Annotated in this window: 16 protein-coding genes; 8 read left to right on the forward strand and 8 right to left on the reverse strand. The window is 67.7% G+C overall.

Annotated elements, in window-relative coordinates; genetic code table 11:
• Window positions 1-12: 12 nt before the first annotated feature.
• On the reverse strand, window positions 13-1704 hold the full coding sequence (locus ACTJKQ_RS07785) for a GMC family oxidoreductase (RefSeq protein WP_440596509.1): 1692 nt from the start codon (window positions 1702-1704) through the stop codon (window positions 13-15).
• Window positions 1705-1990: 286 nt separating this feature from the next.
• Between ACTJKQ_RS07785 and ACTJKQ_RS07790 the strand changes: the two genes are divergently transcribed.
• The 4 genes from ACTJKQ_RS07790 to ACTJKQ_RS07805 are packed head-to-tail and all read left to right on the forward strand — an operon-like array spanning window position 1991 to window position 5703.
• The gene (locus ACTJKQ_RS07790) at window positions 1991-3115 is read left to right on the forward strand and encodes an MlaE family ABC transporter permease (RefSeq protein ID WP_440596510.1); all 1125 of its coding nucleotides are present in this window, start codon (window positions 1991-1993) and stop codon (window positions 3113-3115) included.
• Window positions 3112-3987: an ABC transporter ATP-binding protein gene (locus ACTJKQ_RS07795; protein WP_116748643.1), complete on the forward strand. Its 876-nt coding sequence runs from the start codon at window positions 3112-3114 to the stop codon at window positions 3985-3987. Before ACTJKQ_RS07790 ends, ACTJKQ_RS07795 begins: the two co-directional genes overlap by 4 nt.
• Window positions 3987-4955, forward strand: coding sequence for an MlaD family protein (locus tag ACTJKQ_RS07800; RefSeq protein ID WP_440596511.1), 969 nt, complete (start codon window positions 3987-3989; stop codon window positions 4953-4955). The genes ACTJKQ_RS07795 and ACTJKQ_RS07800 overlap by 1 nt, the downstream gene beginning before the upstream one ends.
• Window positions 4956-5010: 55 nt before the next feature.
• The gene (locus ACTJKQ_RS07805; RefSeq protein ID WP_440596512.1) at window positions 5011-5703 is read left to right on the forward strand and encodes an ABC-type transport auxiliary lipoprotein family protein; all 693 of its coding nucleotides are present in this window, start codon (window positions 5011-5013) and stop codon (window positions 5701-5703) included.
• A gap of 77 nt (window positions 5704-5780) precedes the next feature.
• On the opposite strand, the gene ACTJKQ_RS07810 is transcribed toward ACTJKQ_RS07805, so the two are convergent.
• The 3 genes from ACTJKQ_RS07810 to ACTJKQ_RS07820 form a co-directional block, all read right to left on the reverse strand.
• Entirely contained in the window at window positions 5781-7157 is a 1377-nt protein-coding gene (locus ACTJKQ_RS07810; protein WP_440596513.1) for an NAD(P)/FAD-dependent oxidoreductase, read from the reverse strand.
• Between the two features lie 88 nt (window positions 7158-7245).
• Window positions 7246-8700: a DUF1501 domain-containing protein gene (locus ACTJKQ_RS07815; RefSeq protein ID WP_099731492.1), complete on the reverse strand. Its 1455-nt coding sequence runs from the start codon at window positions 8698-8700 to the stop codon at window positions 7246-7248.
• An 8-nt stretch (window positions 8701-8708) separates the two neighbouring features.
• On the reverse strand, window positions 8709-10583 hold the full coding sequence (locus ACTJKQ_RS07820) for a DUF1800 domain-containing protein (RefSeq protein WP_440596514.1): 1875 nt from the start codon (window positions 10581-10583) through the stop codon (window positions 8709-8711).
• Between the two features lie 371 nt (window positions 10584-10954).
• Here ACTJKQ_RS07820 and ACTJKQ_RS07825 point away from each other — a divergent pair, with 371 nt between their 5' ends.
• The 4 genes from ACTJKQ_RS07825 (at window position 10955) to ACTJKQ_RS07840 (ending at window position 13819) form a co-directional block, all read left to right on the forward strand.
• The gene (locus ACTJKQ_RS07825; protein WP_056057504.1) at window positions 10955-11173 is read left to right on the forward strand and encodes a CsbD family protein; all 219 of its coding nucleotides are present in this window, start codon (window positions 10955-10957) and stop codon (window positions 11171-11173) included.
• Window positions 11174-11283: 110 nt separating this feature from the next.
• Window positions 11284-11865, forward strand: a complete 582-nt coding sequence (locus ACTJKQ_RS07830; protein WP_056057507.1) for a hypothetical protein — start codon at window positions 11284-11286, stop codon at window positions 11863-11865.
• 167 nt (window positions 11866-12032) lie between these two features.
• Window positions 12033-12569 carry a hemerythrin domain-containing protein gene (locus tag ACTJKQ_RS07835; RefSeq protein WP_108499504.1) on the forward strand — a complete coding sequence of 179 codons (537 nt, stop codon included), beginning with the start codon at window positions 12033-12035 and terminating at the stop codon, window positions 12567-12569.
• Between the two features lie 203 nt (window positions 12570-12772).
• A complete protein-coding gene (locus ACTJKQ_RS07840; protein WP_192419722.1) occupies window positions 12773-13819 on the forward strand; it encodes a GGDEF domain-containing protein in 1047 nt (348 codons plus the stop codon).
• Between the two features lie 104 nt (window positions 13820-13923).
• On the opposite strand, the gene ACTJKQ_RS07845 is transcribed toward ACTJKQ_RS07840, so the two are convergent.
• The 4 genes from ACTJKQ_RS07845 to ACTJKQ_RS07860 form a co-directional block, all read right to left on the reverse strand.
• Window positions 13924-14283, reverse strand: a complete 360-nt coding sequence (locus ACTJKQ_RS07845; protein ID WP_082564823.1) for a hypothetical protein — start codon at window positions 14281-14283, stop codon at window positions 13924-13926.
• Complete coding sequence (gene creD / locus ACTJKQ_RS07850) at window positions 14280-15716, reverse strand: cell envelope integrity protein CreD (RefSeq protein ID WP_056057514.1); 1437 nt, start codon at window positions 15714-15716, stop codon at window positions 14280-14282. Before creD ends, ACTJKQ_RS07845 begins: the two co-directional genes overlap by 4 nt.
• A 113-nt stretch (window positions 15717-15829) precedes the next feature.
• Window positions 15830-17296 carry a two-component system sensor histidine kinase CreC gene (gene creC / locus ACTJKQ_RS07855; protein WP_440596515.1) on the reverse strand — a complete coding sequence of 489 codons (1467 nt, stop codon included), beginning with the start codon at window positions 17294-17296 and terminating at the stop codon, window positions 15830-15832.
• A gap of 66 nt (window positions 17297-17362) precedes the next feature.
• A complete protein-coding gene (locus ACTJKQ_RS07860) occupies window positions 17363-18061 on the reverse strand; it encodes a winged helix-turn-helix domain-containing protein (protein WP_440596516.1) in 699 nt (232 codons plus the stop codon).
• Window positions 18062-18092: the final 31 nt, after the last annotated feature.

An 18092-nucleotide genomic window follows, 5' to 3' on the forward strand; every position in this document is an offset into this window, starting at 1 on the left:
GCGCGATGGTACTCACGCCGCCCGCCTTGCCTGGATGATCCACTCCGCCGCCTTCTCCGCCATCATCAGCGTGGGCGAGTTGGTGTTGCCGCTGGTGATGGTGGGCATGGCGCCCGCATCCACCACGCGCAGGCCGGCCACCACGCCGCCGCGCCGATTGCGCACGCGCAGTTGAGCATCCAGCACGGCCATCGGGTCGCCGTCGCGACCCATCTTGGTGGTGCCCACGGGGTGGAAGATGGTGGTGGCAATGTCACCCGCCAGGCGCGCCAGGTCTTCGTCGCTTTCAAACTGCACGCCGGGCTTCCACTCCTTCGGCTGGTACTTGGCCAGCGCGGGCTGGGCCACGATGCGGCGCGTGACGCGCAGGCTGTCGGCGGCCACCTGGCGGTCTTCGGGCGTGCTGAGGTAGTTGGGCGCGATGGCGGGCGCGACCTTGAAGTCGGCGCTCTTGATGTTTACCGTGCCCCGGCTGGTGGGGTTGAGGTTGCACACGCTGGCGGTGAAGGCCGGAAAGCTGTGCAGCGGCTCGCCAAACGCATCGAGCGACAGGGGCTGCACGTGGTACTCGATGTTGGGATAGGGCTGGTCTGGGCTGCTGCGGGTGAACGCACCGAGCTGCGAAGGCGCCATGCTCATGGGCCCGCTGCGCTTGAGCGCATATTCGAGCCCGATCTTGGCCTTGCCGACCAGCGAGTTGGCCATGGTGTTGAGCGTCTGCACCCCTTGCACCTTGAACACCGCGCGGATCTGCAGATGGTCCTGCAGGTTGGCGCCCACGCCGGGCAGGTCCACCGCCACATCGATGCCGTGCTTGCGCAGCAGTGCGGCGGGGCCGATGCCCGACAGCTGCAGCAGCTGGGGCGAGTTGACGGCGCCTGCGCTCAGGATCACCTCGCCCGCCGCGCGGGCCGTGACCATCTCGTGGCCGTCCCACACCAACACGCCGGTGCAGCGCTGGCTGCCGTCGGGCTGGGTCTCGATGAGGAGCTTGGACGCCTGCGCGCTGGTCCACATCTCGAAGTTGGGCCGGCCGTAGCAGGTGGGGCGCAAAAAGGCCTTGGCGGTGTTCCAGCGCCAGCCGCTTTTCTGGTTGACCTCGAAATAGCCCACGCCTTCGTTGCTGCCGCTGTTGAAGTCGTCGGTGGCGGGGATGCCGGCCTGCTGCGCGGCGTGGGCAAAGGCGTCGAGCACGTCCCAGCGCAGGCGTTGCTTCTCCACCCGCCACTCGCCGGTGCTGCCGGTGGCCTTGTTGCCGTGCAGGCGTTTGAAATTTTCGTTCACGCCTCCGGGCTGGTCCAGGCGCCAGTGGTCTTCGTGGCGGCGGAAGTAGGGCAGGGCGTTGTCCCAGCGCCAGCTGGCGTCGCCCGTCAGCTCGGCCCACTGGTCATAGTCGCGCGCCTGGCCGCGCATGTAGATCATGCCGTTGATGCTGCTGCAGCCGCCCAGCGTCTTGCCGCGTGGGTAGCGCAGGGTGCGGCCGTTCAGGCCCGCGTCGGGCTCGGTGTTGTAGAGCCAGTCGGTGCGCGGGTTGCCGATGCAGTACAGGTAGCCGACTGGGATGTGGATCCAGTGGTAGTCGTCCTTGCGGCCGGCCTCGATCAGCAGCACGCGGTGGCGGCCGTCGGCGCTCAGGCGGTTGGCCAGCAGGGAGCCGGCCGTGCCCCCGCCGATGATGATGGTGTCAAACGTGGTGTCGCTCATGGAGAAGGGGCGGTGCCGATCAAGGGTGGTAACGGTGGGCCATTGTGCGGATGGGGCAGGCCCTGTCGATAGGGTGTGTGCCTATTGCTACATTTTTAGTAGCTGCTGGTGCTTGTAGTAATTGCGCTTGGCGTCGATTTGATAATAATTACACGCTTCGCCGCCTGTCTGTGCTTGACAGGCTGGTGTCCGACAGCGCGTGCAGGATTCGCTCCGCTACCATGCACGCTCTTCCTTGCTGCTTCTTGACGACCCTACCCCTGCGGCTGCCCTGGTGGCCTGACCCATGACCGACCACGCCCCCCACATCGTTCGCGCTGATACGCGCCAAGGGCCGTGCGCGCAGCTGCGTGGGCGCTGGGGTGCGGCCGAGCTGGGCAATGCGAAGCAGTGGCAGGCCGTGTCGGACCAGCTGCGGGGCGCACCGCCCGCGCCCACCCTGGGCTGGGACCTGCGAGAGCTGCAGTGGCTGGACCATGTGGGCGCGCAGCTGCTATGGAACCACTGGCAACACGCCTGGCCCGCCCAGCTGGCCTGCACCGACAGCCAGCACACCATGCTCACGCGCGTGGCCCAGTTCACCTGCGTGGCCCCGCCGCCCGAGCCCTGGCGCCTGGGCGAGCAGATCGACCACCTGGGCGTACTGGTGCTGCATGGCGTGGACCATGCCCGCCACCTGCTGGAGATGGTGGGTCAGCTGGTGCTGGACCTGGGCCGTCTGGTGCGTGCACCCCGCAAGGGGCCGTGGCGCGATGTGTCCGGCCACCTGTACCGCATGGGCGCCACGGCGCTGCCCATCACGGCGCTGGTGGGGTTCCTCATCGGGGTGGTGCTGGCCTACCTGATGAGCCTGCAGTTGCGGCAGTTTGGTGCGGAGTCGTTCATCGTCAACATCCTGGGCATCTCGCTGATCCGCGAGTTGGGCCCCATGCTGGCGGCCATTCTGGTGGCGGGCCGCTCGGGCTCGTCCATCACCGCGCAGATCGGTGTGATGCGCGTGACCGAAGAGCTCGATGCCATGCGCGTCATGGGCATCCCGCACGGGTTCCGTCTGGTGATGCCGCGCACGCTGGCCTTGGCGCTGGCCATGCCGCTCATCAGCGTGTGGACCACGCTGGCTGCACTGGCGGGCGGCATGCTGGCGGCCGATATCTCCATGGACATCTCGCCGTCGTACTTTGTGCAGGCACTGCCTGCTGCGGTGAAGATCGGCAACCTGGGCCTGGCCATGGCCAAGTCGGTGGTGTTTGGTGCGTTCATTGCGCTGATCGGCTGCCACTGGGGCCTGCGCGTCAAGCCCAACACCCAGAGCCTGGGCGAAGGCACGACGGCGTCGGTGGTGTCGTCCATCACCATGGTGATCATCGTGGACGCGCTGTTTGCCATAGCGTTCAAGAACATCGGCATATGACTGAGCGCATCGCCAAGCCCGAACACATCGCCGTCGCACCCGGCGAGCCGCCCATCGTGGATGTGCAAGGCCTCTGGACGCAGTTCGGCAAGGGCGACGAAACCTTCACCGTGCACCAGGACCTGAACTTCACCGTGCAGCGCGGCGAGATGCTGTCGCTGGTGGGCGGGTCGGGCACGGGCAAGACGGTGTTGCTGCGCCAGATCCTGGGCCTGGCCCGGCCCACGCGCGGGCAGGTCACCGTGCTGGGCCGGCCCGCGTCCGAGATGGGGCGCGAGGGGGCAGCCAGCCGGGTGGGCATGCTGTTCCAGCACGGTGCGCTGTTCTCGGCTTTCAACGTGCTCGACAACGTGGCCTTTGCGCTGCGCGAGCAGGGCACGCTGCCGCCCGAGCTGGTGCGCGATGCCGCGCTGGTCAAGCTGCAGATGGTGGGCCTGCAGCCCGAACACGCCACGCGCATGCCAGCCGACCTGTCGGGGGGCATGGTCAAGCGCGTGGCGCTGGCCCGCGCGCTCATCATGGACCCACCGCTGCTGCTGCTGGACGAGCCCACGGCGGGCCTGGACCCGAGCAGCTCTGACGACTTCTGCGCGCTGCTGCGCGAGCTGCGCGCGGCGCTGGGGCTCACGGTCATCATGGTCACGCATGATCTGGATACGCTGTTCGCGCTCAGCACCCGCGTGGCGGTGCTGGCGGACAAGAAGGTCATCGTCACTGGTCCGCCGCACGAGGTGGCGCACTTTTCGCATCCGTTCATCGAGCACTTCTTCATGGGCGAACGTGGCCAACGCGCCATGGCCCCCGTGCCCCCTGTGCAGCAGGCCGCGGTGCAGACCGCCGCCGCGCCTGCGCCCGACAAGGAACATCCCTGATGGAAAACAAATCCCACGCCCTCGCCGCAGGCATCTTTGTGCTGGTGGTGGCCGCCATGCTGGCAGGCCTGGCCATCTGGCTCACGCGCGACAACGCCAACTACGAGCAGTACGAACTCTCCACCCGCGACGGCGTGAGTGGCCTGCAGCCCCAGGCCACCGTGCGCTACAAGGGCGTGGCCGTGGGCAAGGTCACGCGCATCGGGTTCGACCCCCAGGTGAGCGGCAACGTGCTGATCCGTATTGCGGTCAACGAACAGGCGCCCATCAGCCCCACCACCTTTGCGGTGCTGGGCTACCAGGGCGTCACCGGCCTGGCACACGTGCTACTGGACGATGCCGAGAAGCCCTACCCCGAGCTGCCCCCCGGCCCCAGCGGCCTGCCGCGCCTGCCGCTCAAGCCCTCGCCGTTTGGCAAGCTGGCCGAACAGGCGCCCGCCATCCTCGGCCAGGTCGAAGAGGCCACGCGCCGCATCAACCAGCTGCTGGGCGACAACAACCAGCAAAAGCTCACCGAGGCGCTGTCCAGCATCGGCCAGGCCGCCAGCAGCGTCAACACCCTGACCCAGCGGCTCGATGCCACCGTGGCCCAGCGCCTGGACCCGGCCCTGGCCGCGCTGCCGCCCCTGGCCAGCGATGCGCGCCAGACCCTGCAGTCATTGCAGCAGGCGGGCTCCAGTGTCTCGGCCCTGGCGGTGGACTTGGGCAAGACCAACCAGCGGCTCAACGCCGACGGCGGCCCCATCGACCAGATCACCGCTGGCACCCAGTCGCTGGCGCGCGCAGCGGACCAGTTCAGCACCGCGACCCTGCCCCGGGTGAACCGCGCCGCCGACGACACGGCCCGCGCCGCCCGCCAGATGGGCCGCGCTGCGGGGGGCATCAGCGACAACCCGCAGCTGTTCATCTATGGCTCGGGGCGCATCCCGCCCGGGCCGGGTGAGCCAGGGTTTGGCGGCGCCCCGTGAGCTGGACCCCCTCCCGCGCTGCATTGGTGGCGCAGGCCCTCTGTGAGGAGTGAACATGAATACTATTAAAAATATAGCAACCAAGGCATATTCATCCAGCGCTACCGTGCTGTGGGGCTGTGGTTTGGCGACGGTGCTGGTGCTCACAGGCTGCTCGGCCCTGCCAGCGCCTCCGGCCCGCCCCGTGCTGTATGACTTTGGCCCCGGCCCGCTGGCCACCGTGCCCACCGACCGCCGTGCGCCCCTGCCTCCGCTGGCGATGGCCGACATGGACGCCCCCGGCCTGCCCGAGGGGGGGAACGCCGTGCTGTACCGCCTGGCCTATGCCGACGCCCAGCAGCTGCGCCCCTACAGCCAGGCCCGCTGGAGCCAGCCGCCTGCACAGCTGCTGCAGCAGCGCCTGCGCGAGCAACTGGGCCAGCGCCGCGCCGTGCTCAAGGCTGACGACGGCGCCGCCCAGGCCCGCGAGCCCGCCCAAGGCAACAAGTTGCCCCTGGTGCTGCGCACCGAGCTGGAGGAGTTCAGCCACCTGTTCACCAGCCCCAGCGACAGCGCCGGGGTGGTGCGCCTGCGCGCCACGGTGGTCGAGCTGACCCCGGCGGGCGAATCGCTGCGCGGCCAGCGCGTGTTCATCGTGCAGCAGCCCGCCAAGTCGGCCGATGCGGCGGGCGGCGTGGCCGCTCTGGCAGCGGCGTCGGGCCAGCTGGCCAGTGAGCTGGCGGCGTGGGTGGAGCAGGTGGGGCAGTAACGCAACAGGTCTTTGTGGCAAGAGCCTGCAGGCAAGGCGCTGGCTTTGGCTGTTGCGCCACGCAGCGCGCGTGGCCGTCAGGTGCCCGGCGGTGCCGGGGACGGGGGCGCGGTCTCATGGCGTTCAATGCCCGTCACCACCCGCGCATAGCGTGCAAAGCTCCAGTACGCCCAGGCCCAGTCCAGCAGCACCACCAGCCGGTTGCGAAAGCCGATCAGGAAGTACACGTGCGCAAACAGCCAGAACAGCCACGCAAAGTAGCCTGAGAACCGCACTGGCCCGGCCGGCGAGGTGAGGTCCACCACGGCGGAGTTGCGGCCGATGGTGGCCAGGTTGCCGTAGTCGCGGTAGCGAAACGGCTGGGTGGGCTGGCCCGCCAGGCGGCGCAGGATGTTGGCCGCCGTGGCGCGGCCCATCTGCTTGGCGCCGGGCGACACGCCGGGCACGGGCGTGGGCTCATGGCCAGCCACGTGGCTCTTGGCGGCCGCTAGGTCGCCGATCACGCTGATCTCGGGGTGGCCCGGCAGCGTCAGGTCGGGCTCCACCACCACGCGGCCCGCGCGGTCGGTGCTGGCACCGGTGGCATCCGCCAGGTGGCGGCCCAGGGGTGACGCAGCCACGCCAGCGGCCCATACAATGCATTTGCTACTTATTTGATAGCTTTTTGCGCTTGATGTACTGGCGCTTGCAGGTGATTCGACCTTCAAGCCATCGCTGTCGATGGCGGTGACGCGGGCGCCCAGGCGCACTTCCACGCCCAGCTTTTCCAGTTGTTCCTTGGCGCGCTGGCTCAGGGCCTCAGGCATGGCCTGCAGCACGCGTGCACCGCCTTCGAGCAGGATGATCTTCGCGCTCGCGGGGTCGATGTGGCGGAACTCGCCAGGCAGCGTGTGGCGCGCAATCTCTGCCAGCGTGCCGGCCATCTCCACGCCCGTGGGGCCTGCGCCCACGACCACAAAGTTGAGCCAGTCTGCGCGGCGTGCGGGGTCGGGCTCCTTCTCGGCCGCCTCGAACGCCAGCAGGACGCGGCGGCGGATCTCGAACGCGTCGTCCAGCGTCTTGAGCCCGGGCGCATAGGCCGCCCAGTCGTCGCGGCCAAAGTAGCTGTGAGTGGCACCGGCGGCCACGATGAGGTGGTCATACGGCAGCGTGGCGCCGTCTGCCAGATGCACGGACTGCTGGTCCACGTCGATGCGGATGACCTCGCCCAGCAAGGTGGTCACGTTGCGCTGCTGCCGGAACAGGTGCCGAATGGGCGCCGCAATGGCCGGGGCCGACAGCCCGGCCGTGGCCACCTGGTAGAGCAGGGGCTGGAAGAGGTGGTGGTTGGTCTTGTCCACCAGGGTCACATCCACCGCCGCGCTTTTGAGAGCCCGGGCGGCTTCAAGGCCGCCGAACCCGCAACCGATGATGACCACGCGGGGGCGAAGCGGGGAAGCAGAGGGAGTCGTCATGCTGCCATTATTGGGGAGCCGGGTGGTGGTCCAGGCCCCTGCCGTGTTCGCGACCTGCAGGCCCCCGGGTCACGGGGGCTCCATCGAGTTACAGGAACCCCAGATCCACTGGGTAGTCCGGCCGGCCTGCCGCTGCGCCAAAGTGCGTGATGTTGGGCAGCACTCCCGCCATTTCGTTGTCGGCCACGCCAAACCACTTGGCCAGGGTGGCGGCGTACTGGTCCACCGAGGTGGACGGCAGGAGGCGGCCCTGGCCCACGTGCCACTGGTCTTCGGGGGCGGCCGTGTTGGTGATGCTGACCGGCGGCGCGCTGCCGTAGAAGGCCTTGCCTTTGACGGCTCCGCCGACCACCAGGTGATGGCTGCCCCAGCCGTGGTCCGAGCCATCGCCGTTGGAGCTGAGCGTGCGGCCAAAGTCGGACGCGGTGAACGCCGTGACTTTGTCGGCCACTCCCAACTCCACCGTGGCGTTGTAGAACGCGGTCATGGCCTCGCTCACGCGCTGCATCAGTACCGGCTGTTGCGCGATGAGGTTGTCGTGCAGGTCAAAGCCCCCCAGCGACACCAGGAACACCTGGCGTTTGCTGCCCAGGCTGGTGCGCGCGCCAATGAGGCGCGCCACCATCTTGAGCTGGTTGGCCAGGGAGTTGTTGTTGGGGAAGGTGGTAGCCAGCGTCACGCCCGCGATCCCGTTGGTGATCTGGCTTTCGGCTGTCACGGCGCGGGTGGTCACGCGGTTGTATTCGTTCTCCAGCGTTTGCGTGCGTGGCTGCTGGATGAGCGACGCGAGCGCACTCTGCACCGCAGAAGAACCGTACACCCGGTTCTTCACACCGTTGATGGCCACGGCCCCGTTGGTGCTGACCTGGTACTGCAGCGCCGAGTCGCCCGACAGGAACACCGCATTGCCCGTGACCGAGATGCAGGTGAACAGCGAATTGCCGTTGGAGGACAGCGCCAGGTCGCCGATGTTGCCACCCCAGCCCACGGTGGAGCCCTCGGGCGAGGATGACTGCCATACCGACTGCTGGTCGTTGTGCGAGAACAGCTTGGGCGGCACGGGGTAGGTGGCGCGGTCGGCACTGTTGTACTGCGCGCGGGTTAGCGGCACCACCAGCGGGCCCACGTTGAGCTGCACGGCCGCCTTGCCGCTGTTGAACAGGCCGGCCAGCCCCGTCATGGCCGGGTGCAGCGCGTATTGGCGGCCGCCAGGCAGCGGCGTGGTGGGTGTCAGCAGCGTGGGGGCGAGGGCTGCCTTGGCCAGCGCGATGCCACCCGCCGTCTGGCCTGAGCCACCGCCTCGGATGGTGTTGTAGCGGTTGTAGCTGTCGTCGTCGTAGGTGACCACGGTGTTGGCATAGTCGTTGCCGCCGTACAGAAACACGCAGACCAGCGCCTTGTAGTCGGTGGCGTTGAAGGCCGCCGCCTCGCCCATGGCAGCCAGGTTGAGCGCAAAGGGCAGGGCCGTGCCCGCAAGGCCCAGCTGGGTGGAGCGGCGCAGAAACGCGCGGCGGGTGTGGAGTTCGGGTTGAAGCAGGTGCATGGCAGGGCTTACTTTTGAACGAGGTATTCGGCCGAAGCCATGACCAGGAAGACGGCGGCCGCCACGCGGTCGAGCTTGACGGCGTCGGTGCTGGCGGCGGTGACGGGCGTTGCCTTCAGCGCGTCCGCAATGAGCTTGACGGTGGCTGCGGACAGCTGGCCTGCGCACATCAGCAGGTTGATGCGTGCGACCAGTGCGTCCGCATCCGCCACGATGGCCAGCTCGTTGGCGTAGCTGGCCTTGATGTCGTACCCGTTGTTGGAACTGCTGGCATTGTTGGGCAGCTCCGGGGCATTCACAAAGATGCCGTTGCGGATCACGCCCTGCATGTAGTTGAGGTAGCCCCCCACGCTGCTCTCGTTGACCAGCTGGAACTCGGGTGCCACGGCGCCCGCTGCCGCCAGGGCCGTGGATGGTGGAACGTAGCCTGGGCGGAAGAAGTTGAACACCGAGGGCGAACGCAGCGGGCTCTGGCCCAGGCGCGAGCCGGGGTCGCTCAGGTCGCCGATCTTCCAGCTTCCCTGCACCGAGTTGATGCCAAAGGTGCGGCCCCACTGCACAAAGCGCAGCATGGGCTCGCGCAGCTTGCCAAAGCCAGGCTGGGTCAGCCCGGTGGGCGAGCGTGCCTCGTCGTCCAGCAAGATGGCCTTGACCACTGCGCGCAGGTCACCCCGCACGCCGGCGCCGTTGTTGTTGAAGGCGGCTGCCACCCGGGCCACGTAGGCGGGTGACGGGTTGCTGGTGACCAGCCGCTGGATCAGCTGCTTGCCGATGAAGGGGCCCACGTTAGGGTGGTTGAACAAGGTGTCCAGCGCGGTCTTGAGTGCCGCGGCGCCGGGCGTGTTGGCGGGCACGGTGGTGCCCAGGAAGGTGGCGGCCAGCGTGGAGTGGCGCGATGCATTGAGCGCCATGGGCAGCCGCGCAAAGGTGGTGTTGGAGACCACCCTTGTGGTGCCTGGCACGGTGGTCGGCACGTTCTGCGTCTGGTCGTAGTCGTAGCCCGTGAACACGCGTGCCAGATTGGTCACGTCGTTCATGGTGTAGCTGTCAATGGGCTTGCCCGAGCCGTCCTTCTTGGGGGACCCGTCGATATTCAGTTCGACCAGTCCGATGGACATGAGCTGCATGACCTCGCGGGCATAGTTTTCGTCGGGCTGGCGGCCCGTGGCGGGGTTTTCCTTCTGGTTGCCACGGGTATTGAGGTAGTAGCCCATGGCCGCGTTCAGCGTCACGTTCTCCAGCACGGAGCGGTAGTTGCCGAAGGCGTTGTTCACCAGCTGGTCCCAGTACCAGGCCATGGCATGGCAGCGCCAGGTGATGTCCACGCCGCTGAGCGAGACCACGCAGATTTCGGACAGTGCCAGCGCCACCCGCTTGCGCAGACCGTCCGGCGACTTCATGAGCTGGTACCAGATCATGTAATCGGCAGGGTAGGAGTTGTCGTAGTAGGCCGTGTCGTTGCTGATGTCTGCGTAGCCGCGCTGGTTCAGCCAGTCCCAGCCGCCCTGGCTGGGGCCCGCATTGAACTGGCTCTCCAGCCAGTCGGCGTAGGTGGTGGTGCGCAGCGCCGCGATTTCGGCAGTCGATGCCGAGAACTGGGCCTGCAGCAGAAAGCGGGCGGCCTCGTTGTCCGTGCCGGCGGAGGGATGGGCGTAGTTGCCCAGCGAGGGGGTGGATGGCGCAGGTGCACTGGGTGTCCCCGTGCCTGGCGCGCTGTCGCCACCGCCGCCTCCGCAGGCGGCCAGGGCGGTGGACGCAAACAGCGCGGTCAGCAAGGGCGCGTGGGCCCTGCTGGCGGTGGTGGGGTTTTCGGGGGGGAGGGGCAGGCCCTCTGGTGCCTCTGCAACCGCGGTTGTCAGAGTCTCCTCGTATCGATGTGTCATGGTGGTCGTGGTCAAAAAGTCTGCCGCTGGCAGCACAGCCATGACTAAATCACACGCCACGCCCGCCTGGAAACACAAGTGTTACCAAGCGAAACACGCCTATGCAATGCCCGCTGCGCCTGCGGCCTGAATGATGGGCCATTGCAACACTTTGTACCTTGCATGGAGGCCTCGCTCGTCTTCTCCAGAGGGTGGGAACCATTTCATCGGCGATGTCCGTCACGCCCGTAGTCCTGTGCTGACGTGTGCTGCGTGGCATGGACTACGGCGCCGTCGCCAGATCATTTTTACAGTGAATTCCATCGCATCACGCAAAGGTTCCACGCACTCCGAGTGGATGGCTGAAGCGAAGTTTTTTGAGGAGTCACACCATGAATGAAGACACCATCAAGGGCAACTGGAAGCAGTTCAAGGGCAAGATGATCGAGCAGTGGGGCAAGCTCACGAACGACGACTTCGATGTCATCGACGGCAAGCGCGAACAGTTCCTGGGCAAGCTGCAAGAGCGCCAGGGCATCGCCCGCGACGTGGCCGAAAAGCAGCTCAAGGAATGGCAAGACCGCCACCCCGACTTCCGCTTCAACGACTGATAGCGCGACCGCGCTGCGGGGCTTTCGCCCCGCCCCCGCCAGGCCACCCCTGGCGCACAGCCCCTACAAGATTCACACCCATTGCATTCCATTTCATCGAGGAGAAAACCATGACATTCCAACGCACCCTGATCGCCGCCTGCGCCGCCGGTCTGATGGCTACCACCGCTTTTGCCATGACCCCCGCAGAGCACAAGGCCGCCAAGGACAGCATCTCGGCGGACTACAAGATGAACAAGCAAAAATGCGATGCCCTCAAGGCCAACGCCAAGGACATCTGTATGAAGGAAGCCAAGGGCACCGAAGACGTGGCCAAGGCCGAGCTCGAAGCCCAGTACAAGCCCAGCGCCAAGGCCAGCCAGAAGGTGGCTGAAGCCCGTGCCGACGCCGCCTACGCTGTCGCCAAGGAAAAGTGCGACGACCTGACCGGCAACGCCAAGGACGTGTGCGTGAAGGATGCCAAGGCCGAACATGTGAAGGCCAAGGAAAACGCCAAGGTGGCCGCCGCCCAGGCCAAGCCTGCAGACACAGCGGCCGAGAAGGCCGCCAACGTGGCCGAGGCGCGCAAGGACGCCACCGCCGAGAAGAATGAAGCCAACTACAAGGCTGCCAAGGAGCGCTGCGAGACGATGACTGGCGACCTCAAGTCCAAGTGTGTGGACGACGCCAAGCGCATGTACGGCCAGAGCTGATGGGGCGGGCGCTGGGCGCCCAAGTCCCTTGCACTACCAGGCCCTGCCCGCCGCGCGCGGTGCAGGGCCTGGCTGCGTATGGCGTGGCCATGACCTGCATCAACACCCGGCCGGGCCGGGGCTTCTAAGCTCGCACCTTCGTTTGATCTGCCCGCCCAAGGAGTCCCATGGCCCACCTCGAATGGTCTGATGCGTTGAACCTCGACCTGCCCCTGATGGATGACACCCACCGGCAGTTCGTCGACTTGCTGGCCGCTGTGGACCAGGCCGGTGACGCCGACCTGCTGCCCCGCTGGCGCGCTCTGGTGGAGCATACCGAGCAGCATTTCGGGCAGGAAGACGACTGGATGGCCTCCACCCGATTTGCATCGGGCAACTGCCACAGCATGCAGCACAAGGTGGTGCTGCAGGTGATGCGTGAAGGCACGGCCCACGCCGAACAGGGCGACCTGAAGGTGCTGCGCGTCATGGCCAGCGAGCTGGCGCTGTGGTTTCCGCAGCATGCGCAGAGCATGGATGCCTCGCTGGCCCTGCACCTGCGCCGTGTGGGGTTTGACCCTGTGACCGGCGTGGTGCACGCTCCCGGCGCGTTACCGGGTGCGTTGATCCACGGTTGCGGTGGGGCCACGTGTTCGGACACCGACGCCCCGGGTGCGAGCGAGCCCGCTGCCCAACGCGATATCGCGCCCGCTGTGGCCGCCTGACAGCGACGCAACTGCGCTGTCTGTCCGCAGCGGCAAGCGTCAGCAGACGCTGAACGAACAAACGAGAGGCAGGCACAACAAGGCCAGAGCACCGCCCTGGCGTGACCCGGGGGCCATCGGGCTTTCACCCGTGCAGCCGTCCTGCTTGTGTGGCATGCTGCCCCATCTCAAGGCAATTGGGGGCGGCGCGGCCGCTTCGCATCATGGCCGACACCACCCCTCCCGACGACCCCTGCGACGACACTGCCCGTCTCCAGGCCCTGCAGCGCTACGGCATTCTCGACACGCCCATGGAGCCCGCCTACGACGAGCTGGCCGACCTGGCGGGCTACGTGTGCGAAGCGCCCGTGGCATTGATCAGCCTGCTGGACAGCCAGCGCCAGTGGTTCAAGGCCGCCCGTGGGTTTGCGCTGCGGGAAACCCCGCTGAGCGAGTCGGTGTGCCGCTATGCCATCCGCCAGTCCGGCGTCTTCATCGTGCCCGACCTGGCACAAGACCCGCGCTTTGCGCACTATGCGATCGTCACGCAGAAGAACCCCCTGCGCTTTTACGCCGGGGCGCCGCTGGTCACGCCCGATGGCTTTGTGCTGGGCACGCTGTGCGTGCTGGACCACCGGCCGCGTGAGCTGTCAGCCAAGGTGCAGGACCTGCTCAGTGCCCTGGCGCGCCAGGTAATCCGGCTGCTGGAGCTCAAGCGTGCCAACGACCGCCAGGGCCAGATGCTGATGGAGCTGGAGGCGGCGCGCCACCAGATGGCGGTGCTGGCCCACACCGATGTGCTGACCGGGTTGGCCAACCGCCGCTCGTTCACCGATCGCCTGCGCCAGGAATGGGCACTGCTGCAGCGGGGCAATGAGCCAGCCAGCCTGCTGATGATGGACCTGGACCACTTCAAGCGCGTGAACGATGTGTACGGCCACCATGTGGGTGACCAGGCGCTGCAGCTGTTTGCCACCCTGTGCCGCGATGTCTTCCGCGCGGCCGATGTGCTGGGGCGCTGGGGGGGCGAGGAGTTTCTGGCCCTGTTGCCCGCCACCGGGCTCGACCAGGCACAGGTGGTGGCCGAGCGTGTGCATGCGACGCTGGCCGCTCACCCGCTGCCCGGCATCGAGCCGGCGCTGGTGCTGTCGGTCAGCATGGGGCTTACCCTGTTCGACCCGCTGCGCCCGCTGGACATCACCCTGCGCCTGCTGGACTCTGCGCTCTACACCGCCAAGCGCGAGGGGCGCAGCCGCACCGTGGTGGTGTAGCTGCTCTGCTTTTGATAGCTGCTGGCGCATATTGCACTAGCGCTACCACCCATTTTTACTAAAAACTGTGCCCCAGGGGCCTGCGCACGGCCCTCGGGACACCTTCAGAACTCCGGCCGGCGCGGCAACAGCAAGGCCGCGGTGCGCCACGCCAGGTCGCGCAGCGCCCGGCGCAGGGCGGGCGAATCTGCAGCGCCGCTTGCAGGCCCTCCGTGGCTGTGGTCCGCCTCGGCACGGTGGGGGCAAAAGGCTGCGTCCAGCACCTGCTGCTTGGCGCAGTGCAAGGCCAGCCGGTCCTGCGACCGCAGGGCCGCCATCAACTGGTCGCGGTGGCGCTGCACGCGGGCCGATTCGGCGGCGGTCAGCGCAGGGCCCCTTGCGGGGCCGGTGCTGGCGGGCGGCGTCAGGGCCTGGGCCTGCGCCAGGTACTGGGCCCAGCGGGTGGTCTGCGCGGCGGCGTTCATGCAGCCTCCGCGCGGGGGGCTGCGGGGCGCTGCATGGGCGGCATGGTGGGGCGCGGGGGCGTGCCGCCTTGCGACAGGCCGTACCAGTTCACCTTGCGCGTCAGCACCATCACCGCTGCCAGCACCAGGAAGAGCGCAATCGCACCTACCACCAGCGCCGTCTGCTCCAGCTGCAGCAGCACGTATAGCAGGCCATACAGCAGCGCAATGCCCGCCCCCAGTGGCACACCGCGCGTGAGCCCGCCCAGCATGTGGCTGGCGTAATAGGCCAGCAGCAGCACACACGCGCTCGCGGCCACCGCGTACGAAATGCCAAACGGCAGGTGCTCCGACAGGCTCACCAGCAGCAGGAAGAAGCTGCACAGCGCGCTGCCCACCAGCAGGTACTGCACCGGGTGCACGCGCAGCTTCTTCATCAGCTCGAACAGGCCCACGGCCACGAAGGTGAGGGCGATGAACAGCACACCGTACTTGGTCGCGCGGTCCGACAGGGAATAGGGATTCACCGGGTCGATGAAGGCCACGCTGAAGCTGTCGGCGCAGTCGCCCGGCGTGGCCCCGCTGTGTGCATAGTCGCTGCCCTCATCCGCACCCAGGCAGATGCGCTTGCCGTTCGCAATGTCGGCCTGCGCCGTGGTGGCCAGCGACGACAGGCGCCACTGGGCCGAAAAGCCGGTCTTCTTGACCTCGCGTTCCGATGGCAGAAAGCGCCCGGCAAACGACGGGTGGGGCCAGCTGCTGGTCATCAGCACCTCGGTGTTGCCGCCCAGCGGCACGATGGCCAGGCGCTCGGTGCCCACCAGTTCCAGGTCCAGCGTGGCCGTGAGGCCGTCGGCCTTGCCACGCACGGATTCGGGCAGCACCGCGTGCAGGCCCCGGCTGTAGGTGGGGTGGAAGGTGCCAGGCTTGAGCGCCAGCGCCTGGCTGCCCATGGTGAACTGCGCAGTGCGGATGCCGCGTGCATCGCCCACGGCCATCATCACAATGGGTGCGCCGCAGTGCATGCGCGAATTCTTCATGCTGCTCTGCGGCAGCAGGCTGGCCAGCGAACCCCATTGCGCCGTCACGTTGGCCTTGAGGTTGTAGGTGTTCACCTTGTGCAGCCCGCGTGCGCGTTCTTCCATCGCGGCGCCGGTGGTGAGCTTGAGCTGTTCGGGCATGGCGGTCAGGATGAACTCGCGGCGCTTTTCGACCATGCGGCGCTCGTCACCCTTGCCGACTTCTTCATCCCAGCTCTCCACGCAGGCGCTGTGGATCATGGGGCCCATCAGCGTCTGCGGCCCGGCCAGGCTCTCGGCCACGCTCTGCGCGGTGATGCTGCGGTAGCGCAGCCGGTCGCGCACCACGTCTTCGATCAGGCCCAAGCCAAAGAGCAGCAACACGGTGATGGCGGTCAGCGCCGCCAGTTTGGTGAACAAGGGGTGTTTGAACAAAAGATCCTCCACAAGTGACTGTTGTGGAGGCAGTGTTGTGGCGCGCTGTGAGGGCGCTATGAAGTTTGTGAGGCCAGTGTGAAGTGGGGATCGCTGGCGGTGGCTTTCGCTGCTCAGGCGGCGCGGTACACCAGCTCCACCCGCAGCCCCGGTGCTGTGTTGCGCGCCACCATCTGCCCGCCGTGCAGCGCCATCACGCGCTGCACAATCGCCAGCCCCAGGCCCGATCCGCTGCGCTCGCCGCCCGGCCGTGCGGTGGTGAAAAAGCGCTCGCCCAGGCGCGGCAGCGCGTAGTCGGGCACGCCGGGGCCGCTGTCTTGCACGGCCACTGTGGCGCCGTCCAGTTCTACCCGCACCGTGCTGCCTGCGGGCGCAAAGTCGATCGCGTTGTCCAGCAGGTTGGTCAGCGCCAGCGTCACCAGTTCGGCCTCCCACGGGCCGCTGGTGCCGTGCCCTTCCAGTGCCAACGTGACGCCGCGCTGCCCCGCGCGGGCGCGGGTCTGGGCAATGGCGGCCTCGGCGCAGTCGTGCAGCGCCACGGGCGCGCGGCCTTCGGCGTGCTGGCGCTGCTCCAGCTTGGACAGCTCCAGCAGCCGGTCGATGATGCGCTGCAGGCGTTCGCTTTGCTGCACCACCTGGGTCGCAAACTCGGCGCGGTCTGCGGCGGGCAGCTCGTCCTGCAGCAGCTCGCCCGCGCCCCGGATGGCGGCCACGGGGCTTTTGAGTTCGTGCGTGAGCGCGCGCACATAGCCCTCGATGTAGTCGCGCCCCTCCAGCCGCGCGCGCATGCGGTCCATGGCGCGGGCCAGGTCGCCCAGCTCGCCGGGCACCTCGGGCACAGCCAGGGCCGTGGGGGGCGGAAGAGTTGGGTCGTGGCGTTCGCCGTCGGCCGGGCCCTGCACGCTCAGGGCGTAGTCGCGCAGGCGGCGCACGTTCCACACCATCCACAGCGTCACCGCCACGCCCACGGCGGCCGAGAGCGCCAGCAGCAAAAGCCCGCCCATGAACACCTTGCGCTCGGCCCGGTCGATGAAGCGCTGCACCGTGCGCGTGGGCTTGGCCACGGTGAGCACGCCCGCGATCTGGCTGTTCACGTAGATGGGCGCCGCCACATGCATCACGCCGCTGGTGTCGTCATCTTCCACATCGCGCGTAGAGCGCGCGCCGTACTCGCCGCGCAGCGTGCGGGCTACGTCGCGCCACTGCGAATAATCGGCACCGATGGCACGGTTTTCCGAGTCGAACAGCACGCGCCCCGTGGTGTCGGTCACATAGATGCGGTAGTCGAGCGACTGCTTGGAAAAGCCCCAGATGGCCGCATCAACGGGCCGCGTGGCGTAACGCCGCACATGCTGGGCAAACGGGCTGGTGCTGCTGTTGTTGGCCTGTGCCGCCAGCCGCCCGGCGGCCAGGTCCTCGCTGGCCAGCTCGGCCAGGATGTTGGCCGTGTCCACCATCATGTCTTCCATCACCTCGCGCACGCTGGGCTTGATCTCGGCCATGAACACGCGCAGCACAAAGAACGCGGCGATGCCGTTGATGAGGAAGAAGGCGAACAGCAGGCGGATGCCGAGGCGCATGGTGCGTTACTTCAAAAACAATAGCTGTCAGCGCTTTTCGGATGGGCGCTGGCAGCCAATTTGGCTTCAGATGTCCAGGCAGTAACCCATGCCCCGGTGCGTGCTGATGTACTCGCGCGCCGGGTCCACCTCGCGCAGCTTGGCGCGCAGGGTCTTGATGTGGGTGTCCACCGTGCGGTCGGTGCTTTCGCTGTCGTCGCCCCAGGCGGCGGCCAGCAGGGCGTCGCGCGAATGGATGCGGCCTGCGCCGCGCAGCAGGTGGGACAGCAGGCGGTACTCGCGCCGGGTCAGCGGCAGGGCCTGGCCGCGCAGGCTGATGCGCTGGCCGGCCTCGTCGTCGTGGAACAGCGCGGCGGCCGTGGCGGCGGGCGCTGCCGGGTGGCCGTTGCCGTGACCCGCGCGGCGCAGCAGCGCCTTCACGCGGGCGGCCAGTTCGCGCGGGCTGAAGGGTTTGGTCAGGTAGTCGTCCGCGCCCAGCTCCAGGCCCAGCACGCGGTCGATCTCTTCACCGTGGGCGCTGAGCATCAGCACGGGCAGGGCGGCGGTGGGCGGCGCATGGCGCACATCGCGCAGCAGGTCCAGACCGCTGCCGTCGGGCAGGCCCACGTCCAGCACCAGCAGGTCAAACCGCGCACGCTGCAGCTGCTGGCGCGCGTCATGCACCAGCAGGCTGTGTGTAACGGTCAGGCCATCGCGCTCCAGCGCGTAGGCCACGGTGCGGGCGATGGCGGGGTCGTCTTCAAGTAATAGAAGCCGGGCGGTCATCTCAATCGTGCCTCACCCTGGTTCGCCAGCC

This window comes from Acidovorax sp. 22279, from assembly GCF_052045435.1.
Taxonomy (GTDB): domain Bacteria; phylum Pseudomonadota; class Gammaproteobacteria; order Burkholderiales; family Burkholderiaceae_C; genus Acidovorax; species Acidovorax delafieldii.